The 12,699-nt window shown below is 40.2% G+C and carries 12 protein-coding genes and 1 rRNA gene; 11 read left to right on the top strand and 2 right to left on the bottom strand.

Annotated features, from left to right (window positions below):
- The first annotated feature begins 8 nt into the window (after nt 1–8).
- The 8 genes from rrf (at nt 9) to ABVF21_RS10600 (ending at nt 8,958) form a co-directional block, all read left to right on the top strand.
- A 5S ribosomal RNA gene (gene rrf, locus ABVF21_RS10635) occupies nt 9–125 on the top strand.
- Between the two features lie 248 nt (nt 126–373).
- Nucleotides 374–1,792: a cryptochrome/photolyase family protein gene (locus tag ABVF21_RS10630; RefSeq protein WP_371018188.1), complete on the top strand. Its 1,419-nt coding sequence runs from the start codon at nt 374–376 to the stop codon at nt 1,790–1,792.
- 107 nt (nt 1,793–1,899) lie between these two features.
- Nucleotides 1,900–3,390 carry a spore germination protein gene (locus ABVF21_RS10625; protein ID WP_242057329.1) on the top strand — a complete coding sequence of 497 codons (1,491 nt, stop codon included), beginning with the start codon at nt 1,900–1,902 and terminating at the stop codon, nt 3,388–3,390.
- 12 nt (nt 3,391–3,402) lie between these two features.
- Nucleotides 3,403–4,494 carry a GerAB/ArcD/ProY family transporter gene (locus ABVF21_RS10620; protein ID WP_303530440.1) on the top strand — a complete coding sequence of 364 codons (1,092 nt, stop codon included), beginning with the start codon at nt 3,403–3,405 and terminating at the stop codon, nt 4,492–4,494.
- Nucleotides 4,491–5,552: a Ger(x)C family spore germination protein gene (locus ABVF21_RS10615; RefSeq protein WP_303530439.1), complete on the top strand. Its 1,062-nt coding sequence runs from the start codon at nt 4,491–4,493 to the stop codon at nt 5,550–5,552. The genes ABVF21_RS10620 and ABVF21_RS10615 overlap by 4 nt, the downstream gene beginning before the upstream one ends.
- 136 nt (nt 5,553–5,688) lie before the next feature.
- Nucleotides 5,689–7,197, top strand: a complete 1,509-nt coding sequence (hutH, locus tag ABVF21_RS10610; RefSeq protein ID WP_303530438.1) for a histidine ammonia-lyase — start codon at nt 5,689–5,691, stop codon at nt 7,195–7,197.
- Between the two features lie 82 nt (nt 7,198–7,279).
- Nucleotides 7,280–7,780 (top strand): Lrp/AsnC family transcriptional regulator, encoded by a 501-nt coding sequence (locus ABVF21_RS10605; RefSeq protein ID WP_194222199.1) that lies wholly within the window; start codon nt 7,280–7,282, stop codon nt 7,778–7,780.
- Nucleotides 7,777–8,958 carry an aminotransferase gene (locus tag ABVF21_RS10600; RefSeq protein ID WP_371018187.1) on the top strand — a complete coding sequence of 394 codons (1,182 nt, stop codon included), beginning with the start codon at nt 7,777–7,779 and terminating at the stop codon, nt 8,956–8,958. The genes ABVF21_RS10605 and ABVF21_RS10600 overlap by 4 nt, the downstream gene beginning before the upstream one ends.
- Before the next feature lie 37 nt (nt 8,959–8,995).
- Here the strand turns inward: ABVF21_RS10600 and ABVF21_RS10595 are convergent, their stop codons facing one another.
- The gene (locus ABVF21_RS10595; RefSeq protein ID WP_194220326.1) at nt 8,996–9,238 is read right to left on the bottom strand and encodes a hypothetical protein; all 243 of its coding nucleotides are present in this window, start codon (nt 9,236–9,238) and stop codon (nt 8,996–8,998) included.
- A 262-nt stretch (nt 9,239–9,500) separates the two neighbouring features.
- Here ABVF21_RS10595 and queD point away from each other — a divergent pair, with 262 nt between their 5' ends.
- The 3 genes from queD to queC are packed head-to-tail and all read left to right on the top strand — an operon-like array spanning nt 9,501 to nt 11,374.
- On the top strand, nt 9,501–9,977 hold the full coding sequence (gene queD / locus ABVF21_RS10590; RefSeq protein WP_226616375.1) for a 6-carboxytetrahydropterin synthase QueD: 477 nt from the start codon (nt 9,501–9,503) through the stop codon (nt 9,975–9,977).
- Entirely contained in the window at nt 9,970–10,698 is a 729-nt protein-coding gene (locus ABVF21_RS10585) for a 7-carboxy-7-deazaguanine synthase QueE (RefSeq protein WP_371018186.1), read from the top strand. The genes queD and ABVF21_RS10585 overlap by 8 nt, the downstream gene beginning before the upstream one ends.
- Before the next feature lies 1 nt (nt 10,699).
- Nucleotides 10,700–11,374 carry a 7-cyano-7-deazaguanine synthase QueC gene (gene queC, locus ABVF21_RS10580; RefSeq protein WP_303530431.1) on the top strand — a complete coding sequence of 225 codons (675 nt, stop codon included), beginning with the start codon at nt 10,700–10,702 and terminating at the stop codon, nt 11,372–11,374.
- A gap of 127 nt (nt 11,375–11,501) precedes the next feature.
- Here the strand turns inward: queC and ABVF21_RS10575 are convergent, their stop codons facing one another.
- Entirely contained in the window at nt 11,502–12,587 is a 1,086-nt protein-coding gene (locus ABVF21_RS10575; protein ID WP_303530430.1) for a citrate synthase/methylcitrate synthase, read from the bottom strand.
- Nucleotides 12,588–12,699: the final 112 nt, after the last annotated feature.

Below are 12,699 nucleotides of genomic sequence, written 5' to 3'. Positions count from 1 at the left end.
CCTGTTAGTCTAGTGATGATGGCGAAGAGGTCACACCCGTTCCCATGCCGAACACGGAAGTTAAGCTCTTCAGCGCCGATGGTAGTTGGGGGATCTCCCCCTGCAAGAGTAGGACGTCGCTGGGCAATGAAGAAAAGCGAGAGACCAAATGGTTTCTCGCTTTTTTGTATGTTTTTTATTCACGTTCGCGAAATTATTTTGTTAATAATTAAAGTGTTACATATAGCTTTTAAGAGATTCGAACAAATTATTCATTTGTCTTATAGGTAGATCACTTATTTAGTAGCTACAGTATCGTTAGTTCGTATCTATAGCACATTCAAACTGTAAACCATCTCTTCTTCGAACTAAAATGATGGTAGAGGTGAATGTGATGAGTGAAATCGTTATCGTTTGGTTTAGACGGGATTTTCGTTTCAACGACCAAACTGCTCTTGAAAAGGCTATCGCCTATTGTGAAGAAAATGATGCTAACTGGGTAGGGCTTTTCCAGCTTGATCCCCATTTTACGAATACAATCAATCTCCACCACGATTATTTCTTTCAGACGGTGGCTGAATTTCAAGAACGCTGTAAAAATGAGAAACTTCCCTTTCAAATTAGCTATGGCACTCCAAAAGACGTATTTGATAAGGTAACGGCTCGTTTAAAGGTAACGGCCATTTTCTTTAATGAAGATGAAGCAGGATATGGAGCGAGGCGCGATAGTGAAGTGAGTGACTTGCTGAAAGAGAAGGGTATTAAAGTATTTTCTTATAAAGATTACTACCTTCATGGTTCCAAAGAAGTTAGGAAACATGATGATACGATGTATAAGATATTTACGCCCTATTATAAGCAATGGCGCACGCTAAGAAAGCCACCAGTCATTCAGAATGATTTTAAGAAGATTAAGAAGTATGCTCATTCGTTAGATCTTACACTTGACCCTGAATCTGAAGCCGAATTTGCAAACATTTTAAATAAGTGTGAAGCAAATTGGCAAGCGATTGGTGAAAAGAGTGCAACTCAACGGGCGAAGCGTTTTGTAAAGGAAAGAATCAAGGATTATGACAATCATCGAGATGTTCCTTCACTTGTGGGGACAAGTAAGTTATCACCGTATTTAAAAACAGGTGCTCTCTCTGTCCGTACCCTTTTTCATATGGTAGCGGAATATGATCATAAAGGGGCAGAAACGTTTATTCAGGAACTTTCCTGGCGTGATTTTTATGGAATGGTTCATTCGGAGTTTCCTGAATTTCGAGAACGTGAATTTCAGTCCAAATATCGAGGCATTCCGTGGAATGACGATGAAGAAAAATTGCAGAAGTGGAAAGAGGGTAAAACCGGCTTTCCAATCGTTGATGCTGGAATGAGGCAACTAAATCAGGAAGGCTGGATGCATAATCGACTTCGTATGATTACAGCTTCATTTCTTACAAAAGATTACCTTATCGATTGGAGACTTGGTGAGCGTTACTTTGAGGAAAAGCTGATTGATTATGATGAGTCTTCCAATACTGGAGGGTGGCAGTGGGCATCTTCAACTGGTACAGATGCTGTCCCTTATTTCCGTATCTTTAATCCGACGACTCAGGCAGAACGATTTGATCCGGACGGTGTTTATATTAAGAAGTACGTTGAAGAGTTAAAAGATGTGCCTAAGAAGTATATCCATCAACCATCAAAAATGACTGAAGAAGAGCAAAAGGAAAATAACTGTGTCATTGGGAAAGATTACCCACTTCCAACGGTGGATCATAAAGTACAGCGCCAAAAGGTGCTAAGTGTTTATAGAGAAAGAACGTGATAAAAAGGTCTGGTGCTATATATGCGCCTGATCTTTTTTTGATGGATAAGAGGACAAGAAATGCGCATGCTAATTGGAAGAGAATGCTAAGTGCGGAGCTGATTCATGTGAAATGGTTTAAGAAAGGCGCTTCTGAAAAGCCATCTACGTTAGAGGAAATGATAAAAGACCTTAAACAATCGATCGATTTTGTGGCATATGAAAATAAAGCGAGCGATCAGCCTTATCGGTTAATCTATTTTGCGTCGCTTGTTGATTCTGAACAGCTACACCGTGACATATTGCCAGTGATTAAAGAATGTAAGTCAAAATCACTTGAAGACTTAAAAGGCATTCTTCCAATCGAGAATATTGAGATTTCATCAGAGCTATCAGTCATCCAAGAACGGTTGTTAGAAGGTTATCTTGCCATCCAACTTTCACGAGGTCAAAAGGTTCTCCTTGTAAACATTAGTCTTCGCAAATCAAGAGATTTATCTGCTCCTGAAATTGAATTTAGTGTGATGGGACCGAAAGAAGGTCTAGTCGAAGATCTTCATACAAATATGAATTTAATTCGTAGAAGAATCCCGCATCCAAGATTGAGAATGAAAGAGATTACCGTTGGAACGATAAGTAAAACGAAAGTTGTCGTTGCCTTTATTGAGGGTGTGGCTAGTGAACAGAATATTAATACGGTTATGCAGCGTCTCGAAGATCTTGATTTTGACATCATTTCCGATTCTTCTTTTATTGGTCAGATGTTAGAAGACAATTCTCTGTCTGTTTTTCCGCAAATGATTGATACGGAACGAACGGATCGTATTACAGGACATATGAATTTTGGTGCATTTGCAATCTTAACAGAAGGCTCTTCTAATGCTTTAATTGGCCCCATCAATTTTGGTCAATTGTTAGTTTCCTTTGAAGATTACTATCTTGGATGGAATATTGCTTCCTTTTTTCGTGTCGTCCGTATGATTGCCATTCTAGCGTCGATTATCGCTACTCCTTTGTACGTTGCAGTTTTAACGTATCATTATGAATTATTTCCTTCTAAGTTATTAGCAACGTTAATTTCATCAAGGAGTGACATCCCTTTCTCTCCTGTCATTGAAGTGTTTTTTCTTGAAGTGACAATCGATTTGTTACGAGAGGCGGGGGCAAGGATGCCGACGAAGGTTGGGCAAACACTCGGTATTGTAGGAGGTATTGTAATTGGAACGGCTGCCGTTGAGGCTTCATTAACTAGTAATATTCTGTTGATTTTGGTTGCCTTATCAGCTCTTGCTTCTTTTACAACACCAGTATATCGCATGACTAATACGATTCGTTTTTTACGCTATCCTTTAATTGTGTTCGCACAATTTCTTGGCTTAATCGGTGTAGCGCTGTTTGGACTATTTATTCTAACGCATATGATCAGGTTAACGTCATTTGGAAACCCATATCTCGCACCGCTTTATCCTCCGAGGGTAAAAGATTGGTACGATTCTTTCTTTCGTTTACCTTATGTCATGCAAAAAAACAGATTTCAATTTTTTCGAGGGAAACAGACGAAACGATTTGAGGATAAGAAAAAACGCCAAAAGCATCATCTGGATTTCGATGAGCAGTAGAGGGTGAGTTGCATGGAACAGAGCAAGCGAAATGATCTTCTTATATCTCCCTTCCTGATCATGTTTATTATTCACAGTAATCAGGTGGGAGTTGGGATACTAGGCTTTCCTAGATATATCGCGGCTTATGCAGGAAATGATGCCTGGATTGTCGTTATTATTACGGGTGTTGTTTTTCATGTGTTCATATGGATGATGTATCGAATTCTTAGTGATGGTTCTTACGACATTATTGACCTTCATAATAAGTGGTTTGGGAAGTGGATTGGATCGTTTTTTAACATTGCACTAATGATGTATTTACTGTTAGGGACGATTGTTATTCTTCGTACGTTTATAGAAGTCATTCAGGCCTGGATGTTTCCTGAACTAGCCACTTGGATACCTGTAGGAATGTATTTGTTGTTAACGTATTATGTGCTTGCTGGGGGATTTCGAACGGTAGCAGGAATCTGTTTCTTTGGAGTGATCATCCCAATTTGGTTAGTATTTACGGCAACGGCTCCTCTGAAATTCTCTACATTTAGCAATTTGTTTCCCATTATGGATCATACATTACAGGAATTTGCTCTTGGAACAAGGCAGATGACGCTAAGCTATGTTGGAATAGATATCTTACTTCTCGCTTATCCATTCTTGAAAAATCCGAAAAGCTCTCGCATATGGGCGCACATGGGCGTTTTATTAACAACATTGATTTATACAATGGTTATGGTAGTTTCGCTTGCATTTTATAGTGAGGGGCAACTTCAGCAGTCTATATGGTCTACGTTGATTGCGTGGAAAGTTGTAGAGTTACCATTTGTAGAGCGGTTTGAGTATATTGGAATTACATTCTGGTGTTTCGTTGTTTTTCCTAATATATGCTTAACGATGTGGGGAGCAAGTCGAGTTGGAAAAAAGGTGTTACATATAAAACAAAAGTACTTTGTTTTCATTTTGATTGCGTTTGTTTTTACAGCATGTGTGATGGTTACGAATCGTGACCAGGTGGACTATCTTAATACGATAACTTCTATAATAGGAACCTACGTGTATTACTTTTATATTCCATTTATTTTCCTATACAGCATGATTTGGAGGAGAGTGAAAAGGCGAACATGAAATATTGCAGCTTAATGCTCCTTTGTATGCTTCTGACAGGATGTGTAGCAGAAGAAATAATTGATGAAGTGCCTATCCTATTTATCGTTGGCTATGACAAGGGAGAAGAAGAAAAAATCAAAGGAACGATCTCTCTCCAAACGTTTGATCCAAATCAAGAAGTTGAGACAAGATCATTTGAAGCTGAAGCATATACGAGTAAAGGACTTCGCAATCAATTAAGCGGTTTACCTAAGCCCATTTCGATAGGGAAGATGGCGGTATTGTTATTTAGTGAAGATATGGCTGAAGAGGGAATCATAGATGTGCTAGATAGTTTTCTAAGAGACCCAGCAGCCGGTCGTCTCATTTATGTTGGTGTAGTAGAAGGGAGTGCAGGCGAACTCATCAAAAATGAGTTTCAATATTTACAGGGAATCGGTCCATTTCTACAGAATCTTATTAAACAATCGATTGAGTATGGAAATATGCCACAAAATAATATTCACTTGTTTGATTATAAATATTATGGCGATGGGATGGATCCAGTCGTTCCTATACTTAAGAAGGAAAAGACTGAAGTAAAAATAACTGGTTTAGCTTTGTTTGAAGATGAGAAAATGGTTGGAAAACTGAACTTGGACGAAATGTTTATGTTCGCATTGATTAATAAAAGTTTTAGCGCAGGTTTATATGAGTTAGAACTTCCAGATGGAGAGTATGCCAATCTACAAAAGATCAAATCAAAAGTAAAGTATAAGGTGAAAAATGGGAATACCAATCCTTCAGTAAACATATCAATTAAGTTAAATGGAAATATTGTAGAGTACACAGGGGATAAGTTGAGTAAAGAGACAAAACAAGAAATTGCAAAAGCGCTTGAACGTAAAGTGAAAGCGCATGGTGATGAGATGGTTAAGAAATTTCAAGAATTAGGGATAGATCCTTTCTCAATCGGTGATCATGCTCGTAGTCAGACTAGAAATTTTGATTTTAAAAAATGGTATGACCGATATCCTGATGTTCCTGTAACGATTGATGTTAAAGTGAATATTGGAGAATCAGGAATCATTGATTGAGGAAAGGTGTGAAGGGCTCATGAGCAATTACACACAATATAGGAATAAAAAAACTCGTTTTAAAAATCGATTCGATTTTTAAAACGAGTTTTTTATGTACCTTTACTTAAATAATATGGTAGAGGAGTGGTAGTAAATGATTTTACTCGATGGTTATCAGTTATCATTAAATAATCTTAGAAAGCTTTTATTTAACGGTGCGCGTGCTAGCTGTTCGAAAGAGAGTCTAAAGCGTGTTGATCAAAACAGAAAAGCAGTGGAAACGATTGTTGCAAACGGGGAGACAGTGTACGGTATTACAACAGGATTTGGCAAGTTAAGTGATGTCCATATTCAAACTTCAGATGTTGATCAGCTTCAGTTGAACCTTATTTATTCCCATGCATGTGGTATCGGTGAACCCTTTCCACCTCTTGTATCAAAAGCTATGCTTTTGCTTCGAGCGAATGCTTTACTGAAAGGATTTTCAGGGATTAGGCGTGAAGTGATTGAAAGACTATTGCTTTATGCCAACGAAGAAATTCTACCAGTTGTACCTCAGCAAGGATCACTTGGAGCAAGCGGTGACCTGGCCCCTTTAGCTCATCTTGTTCTTCCGTTATTAGGTGAAGGAGAGGTATTCTACCGGGGAAAGCGAGAAAACGCGACTGTTCCAATGAAAGAGAAAGGAATCGAACCGATTAAATTAACCGCTAAGGAAGGTCTTGCGCTTATTAATGGCACACAGGCAATGACGGCGATGGGCGCTGTCACTTATCTTGAAGCAGAAAAACTCGCCTATGAAGCGGATGGTATCTCATCTCTTACATTAGAAGCCTTGAGAGCTATTACAGACGCCTTCGATGAGGACATTCATATGGTTAGAGGTTACCCAGAACAAGTGGATGTGGCTAGAAGGTTAAGAAAGCTATTAAAAGGGAGTCAGTTAACAACGAGGCAAGGAGAGATAAGGGTTCAGGATGCTTATTCCCTCAGATGTATTCCTCAAGTTCATGGTGCTTCCTGGCAAGCCCTTGCTTATGTAAAAGAAAAACTTGAAATTGAAATGAACGCGGCCACGGACAACCCACTTATTTTTGATGGGGGCGCGAAAGTACTATCTGGAGGGAATTTTCATGGACAGCCCATTGCCCTAGCAATGGATTTTCTTTCGATTGCGATGGCTGAATTTGGGAGTATTGCAGAACGTCGTATTGAACGACTCGTGAACCCGCAATTGAATGATCTTCCTGCATTCTTAAGTCCCAAACCAGGGTTACAATCAGGCGCAATGATTATGCAATACGCAGCAGCATCTCTTGTCTCAGAAAACAAAACCCTTGCCCATCCGGCTTCAGTTGATTCTATTCCATCCTCAGCCAATCAGGAGGATCACGTTAGTATGGGAACGATTGGTTCTCGTCACGCTGCCCAAATCACAACAAATGTGAGAAGAATTCTAGCAATTGAAGCGATTTGTGCAATGCAAGGAATTACCTATCGAGATCCCACGAAGCTTGCACCAAAAACGAAAAAAATATATGAAGCAGGAAGAGGCATTGTTCGAGAAATAGACTGCGATCGGATTTTTTCATATGATATCGAACGATTGACCGATTGGTTAAAGGAAAATGGGGATATCGAGAAAATTGTGGTAGGTGTGTAGGAATACCCTTCAGTGCAAATAACAAAATGAAATAAAAGTAGAAGAATGATATAGTAAATGAAATAGATGGAAAGCAGGGGGCATTACAGTGAATGAAAAAGAAATCGAAATCCTAGAAATTTTAGAGGATAATGCACGTGTACCAATGGATGTTTTAGCTGATATGGTTGAATTATCAGTTGAAGAAGTAGAGAAAATCATTAAGAAACTTGAAGAACAGGATATTATTTTAAGCTATTCATCCGTTATTAATTGGGATAAAACTTCTGGCAAAGACGGTGTTGCAGCCATGATTGATGTGAAGGTAACCCCAAAAAGAGATGTTGGCTTTGATGAGATTGCTGAGCGTATTTATCGTTTTCCGGAAGTGAAAGCAGTGTACTTAATGTCAGGAGCGTTTGATTTGTCTGTTCAGATCGAAGGGAAAACAATGAAGGAAGTTGCTTTCTTTGTTTCTAACAAGCTTTCAACACTTGATTCAGTTTTGTCGACAACAACGCATTTCTTACTTAAAAAATATAAACACGACGGTGTGATTTTTGAACCGGAACAGAAGGATAAGCGGATTGTGGTGTCACCATGAAGGAAGTTCAACAGCAGTATATTTCTAAAACAGCTTCTCAATTAAAACCTTCAGGTATCCGAAAATTCTTTGATCTTGCTTCCCAAATGGATAATGTTATTTCACTTGGTGTTGGTGAGCCAGATTTTGTTACACCGTGGAATGTATGTGAAGCGGGCTACGCTTCACTTGAAAGCGGCTATACTGCTTATACGGCAAATGCAGGTCTGCTAGAGCTAAGGGAAGAAATTTCGTCTTACTTAGATGAACAATTTTCACTGAGCTATTCAGCTGAATCACAAATCATATTAACTGTTGGAGCGAGTCAGGCGATTGATCTGGCTTTTCGAGCGGTGATTGATCCGGGTGATGAGGTTATTATTGTCGAACCAGGCTTTGTTGCTTATTCACCAGCTGTAACGCTCGCAGGTGGGAAACCTGTCTCTTTGGAAACAAAGGCAGAGGACGAGTTTAAAATAACGCGTGAGTCGCTTGAAAAAGTGATTACGAAGCGAACAAAAGCGATCCTTCTGTGTTTCCCGAGTAACCCTACTGGTGCCACAATGTCTGAAGCGGAATTGAAAAACGTAACAGACATCATTGAAGAACATGACCTACTCGTACTTTCGGATGAGATCTATGCGGAATTAACGTATGATGAGACGCATTATAGCATTGTCCGAGCTGATGGCATGAAAGAGCGTACAATTCTTATTTCAGGTTTCTCGAAGGCATTTGCTATGACAGGTTGGAGACTTGGTTACGTGACGGGTCCTGAAGAAATCATTGCGGCGATGTTGAAAATCCATCAATATACAATGATGTGTGCGCCGACAATCGCTCAGCACGGGGCACTCGAAGCTTTGAAAAGTGGAAGAGACGATCTTGAGAGAATGAAGAAAAGCTATCGTCAGCGAAGAAACTTTCTTGTTAAAGCATTTAACAACATCGGACTTTCCTGTCATATGCCAGGTGGTGCATTCTACGCATTTCCATCCGTACAGGCAACTGGGATGACATCAGATGAATTTGCTGAAAAGTTATTAGAAGAAGAGCAGGTCGCTGTTGTGCCAGGGCATGTCTTTGGTGCTGGTGGAGAAGGCTATGTGCGCTGTTCTTACGCAACGTCAATCGATTCTTTGCAGGAAGCTGTTAAGCGAATCGAACGGTTTGTTAACCGTCACAATTCAAAGGGATAATTAGGAACGCCGTCCTCACTGAGGACGGCGTTATGTATTAATAGGAAGTGGGATCCTCTTTGCTTGTTGAAATACTTGAAGACGTTTGTTTGGAAAGTAACTGTCTGAGCAATTCATTCTGCTCTTGATCAGCAGCGTTCTTTCTTTTCATATAGCTCATCGCTTTAAATAAGAATACGATCGTTAATACAACGATAAATAAAATAATGACCATATATAGAAAACCAAATAATCCAAAAAGCATGCCAAATCCATCCATGCCACCACTATTAGACATCATCAAATCACCTCCTCATCTGATGTTAATTTTACCACTATTTCCTAAATTCCAAACGCGGTATTTTCCTTCAATAGAAGAGCTTAAGCATACGTCTCCTTTTCTAATATGACGTGTTATGATATTATTATCAAGTTGGAGAGTTCGTAATTCCCTCCTCTCGTAAAACAAAACTAGGGACCGTGAAAAGTGTAGCCCAGTTCTCTGATTGGAGATGGGGTTTTTCATGCGTCTCCCTTACTGAATAAAGAAGGGGGCTTTTTTTATGTCTTTTATGATTCCAAAGAAAGTTGAAGTACTTGGAGAAGATATTCAGAAAAGCGAATTAAAGTATCATCATAAACGAGTAGCGGTAACAAAGGAATTTACATTTGATGCTGCGCATCATTTGCACTGCTACGAAGGTAAGTGCAAAAGCATGCATGGTCATACGTATAAAGTGGTCATCACAATTAGCGGATTTGTGAATGAAATCGGCATTTCAGTTGATTTTGGTGAAATTAAAACCCTGTTTAAAGAAGTGATTGATTCGAAATTGGATCATCATTATTTAAATGAAGTGCTTCCGAACATGAACACGACAGCTGAAAATATGATTGTTTGGATGTGGGAGCAGTTAGATCAAGCTCTGACTGAGCGCAATATGAAAGATCTTGGTCAGCGCATCGAAGAACTAGTTCTCTATGAAACACCAACAAGCTACGCAACGCTGAAGCGGGAATGGATGGAAGAAAATGAGTAAATGGGTGCTACCGGAACAATCCGAATATATGAAGTGGGAATTACCGATGGTGGAGGTATTTGAGACAGTAGAAGGAGAGGGAACGCGCGCTGGTTTTCCAACAGTATTCGTACGCGTCTTTCACTGTAACTTGCGCTGTAGCTGGTGTGACACGCCTTATAGCTATGCACCGGATAAAGCAGAATACACAGGTTCAATTGCCTCAATTATTGATCAAATCAAACAATATAATAGCCGTCACATCTGTTTTACAGGTGGGGAGCCGTTAATTCATCGTGAGAAATCAATGGCGCTTATTCAAGCGATGGTAGATCTTCCGCATATTGAAGACATTCATATCGAAACGAACGGAGCGATTGATCTTACGCCATATGAAGCGGTTCGAAAAGGCGATGAAGCCTGGCAGGAGAAAGTTCGTTTTGTGATGGACTATAAGCTGCCTGATTCTGGTGAACAGCATCGCATGCTTCACGAGAACTTTAAACTTCTTGATACACAAGATGAAATTAAGTTCGTGATCGGCTCTGATGAAGATTTCACAGTAGCGACTGAAGTTGTCTCAGAAAATCATCAAAAAGGTCAGGTATTGTATAGTCCAGTGTGGGAAACGATGCCTCCACACAAACTTGTTGAAAAAATTCTAGAAGCAGGACTAAGCAAAGTGAAGCTAAGTATGCAGCTTCATAAGATTATTTGGGATCCTAATAGAAGAGGTGTGTAACGTGAATAAAAAAGCAGTGATTGTATTGAGCGGTGGTTTAGATAGTACAACATGCATGGGAATCGCGAAGGAAAAAGGCTATGAGCTTTATCCGATTACATTCCACTACGGCCAAAAGCATAACCGAGAAGTAGAGCAGGCGAAGAAAGTAGCGGAATATTACAATGCGCCCGATCATCGCATTGTGAACATTAGTTTTCTAAATCAAATTGGGGGCAGTGCCCTTACGGATGATTCCATTGATGTACCAACAGATATGGATGAAGATGAAATTCCAGTTACTTACGTGCCAGCTCGTAATATGATCTTTCTTTCTCTTGCCTCTGCATATGCAGAAGTGATTGGAGCTGAAGCGATCTACATCGGTGTATCTGCCGTTGACTACAGTGGATACCCGGATTGCCGACCAGAGTTTATTGAAAGCATGAATGAAACGGTTAATCTAGCTACAAAAGCTGGAGCAACAGGTAGTGAAATGAAGATTGATACTCCGTTAATTAACTTGACGAAAGCAGATACGGTTAGTGAAGGCTTACGTTTAAGCGTTCCTTATGAACTAACGACATCTTGCTACAATGGTGAAGTAGAAGCATGCGGCGAGTGTGATAGCTGTCGTCTGCGTCTGAAAGGCTTTGAAGAAGCTGGAGCGGTAGATCCGATACCTTATAAAGTATAATGAAAAGCTGCCGGAGGATACTCCGACAGCTTTTTTGGTTTGGCCAATAAACTTCCAGCGGAGGAGTGGTTCGACATATAGCGCGGGTGACAGGCACCTGCGCCGACCGCAGAACCCGCACCCCCGCTTACTCAGGCATTTCTCCGCTATAAACAGAAGATGGGCGGATGATTCGGTTATTGTCATTTTGCTCGTACACGTGTGCGATCCAACCTGCCGTTCTGGCTGCTGTAAATGTTGGGGTAAACAGTTCTGTTGGTAGCTCGATTGCTCTTAAGATGGCCGCTGCATAGTACTCCACATTCGCATAAAGTTTTCGGTCAGGTTTGTACTCCTGGAGAAGGCGTACGGCCGTGTCTTCTACTTCATGTGCAAGTTTAAACTCAGCATCGTCATAGAAATTTGATGTAATCTCGCTTAAAGCGGCGGCACGGGGATCGCGCGTTTTATAAACCCGATGTCCAAAGCCCATTAACTTCTCACGATTTTCAAGTTTACGTCGCAATACTTTTTCAGCATCGCCGTCACGCTTAATTTCTTCTAATAAATCAATAACCCCAGTTGGCGCCCCGCCATGAAGAGGTCCTTTCATAGCGCCGATAGCACCTGTAATAGCTGATGCGAGATCACTTTCAGTTGATGAAATCACCCTAGCTGTAAAGGTAGAGGCGTTTAATCCATGCTCCATCGTTAAAATGAAGTAGGCAGTTAACGCTTTAATGTGATTTTCCTGAGGACGTTCTCCTGTCAACATATATAAATAGTTCCCAACGTGAGACAACGTTACGTCTGGCTCGATCTGAGATAATCCATTTTGAGTGCGGTAGCGATAGGCAATAATAGTTGGAACGATACTCAGTAGGTGAATTCCCTGTTCCTGTGTCGCTGGGAACTGATATGAGTGATCTCCCATGGAAGATAAGACCGTTCGAATAACGCTCATCATCTCCATTTTTTCAGGTAAACGATTTATGATTTCCTTCTGGTTTGGTGATAAGTGTCTTGCTTCACCAAGTGCGGAGGTGAAAGCAGTTAGCTGTTTTTCAGTAGGAAATGAACCATTCCATAGGAAGTAGGCGGCTTCTTCGAATGATTTTTCTTTCGCAATTTCTTTTGCCCAGTGTCCTCGATAGACAAGCAAACCGTTCTCTCCGTCTACAAGGCTGATATTGGAATCAGCCGCAATGATTCCTTCTAATCCGGCATGAATCATAAACTCAACTCCATTTCATTCGTCTTGTATCTAGTGTATCGATTCGATATGATTATGACTAATAAATAATTACTAAATAATTAATAGAGAAACGCTATCAATAAGGGTGATA

Source organism: Pseudalkalibacillus sp. JSM 102089, assembly GCF_041366475.1.
Classification (GTDB): Bacteria; Bacillota; Bacilli; order Bacillales; family Guptibacillaceae; genus Guptibacillus; species Guptibacillus hwajinpoensis_B.
The sequence above is the reverse complement of the archived record's forward strand: the minus strand, read 5'-3'. Positions and strand labels throughout refer to the sequence as shown.

Bases quoted from the DNA above. Each gene is read 5' to 3' on its own strand.
- ABVF21_RS10615 (WP_303530439.1), top strand. From the start codon at position 4,491: ATGAAATATTGCAGCTTAATGCTCCTTTGTATGCTTCTGACAGGATGT.
- ABVF21_RS10575 (WP_303530430.1), bottom strand. From the start codon at position 12,587: ATGATTCATGCCGGATTAGAAGGAATCATTGCGGCTGATTCCAATATC.
- ABVF21_RS10630 (WP_371018188.1), top strand. From the start codon at position 374: ATGAGTGAAATCGTTATCGTTTGGTTTAGACGGGATTTTCGTTTCAAC.
- ABVF21_RS10600 (WP_371018187.1), top strand. From the start codon at position 7,777: ATGAAGGAAGTTCAACAGCAGTATATTTCTAAAACAGCTTCTCAATTA.
- ABVF21_RS10585 (WP_371018186.1), top strand. From the start codon at position 9,970: ATGAGTAAATGGGTGCTACCGGAACAATCCGAATATATGAAGTGGGAA.
- hutH (WP_303530438.1), top strand. From the start codon at position 5,689: ATGATTTTACTCGATGGTTATCAGTTATCATTAAATAATCTTAGAAAG.
- queD (WP_226616375.1), top strand. From the start codon at position 9,501: ATGTCTTTTATGATTCCAAAGAAAGTTGAAGTACTTGGAGAAGATATT.
- ABVF21_RS10620 (WP_303530440.1), top strand. From the start codon at position 3,403: ATGGAACAGAGCAAGCGAAATGATCTTCTTATATCTCCCTTCCTGATC.
- ABVF21_RS10595 (WP_194220326.1), bottom strand. From the start codon at position 9,238: ATGATGTCTAATAGTGGTGGCATGGATGGATTTGGCATGCTTTTTGGA.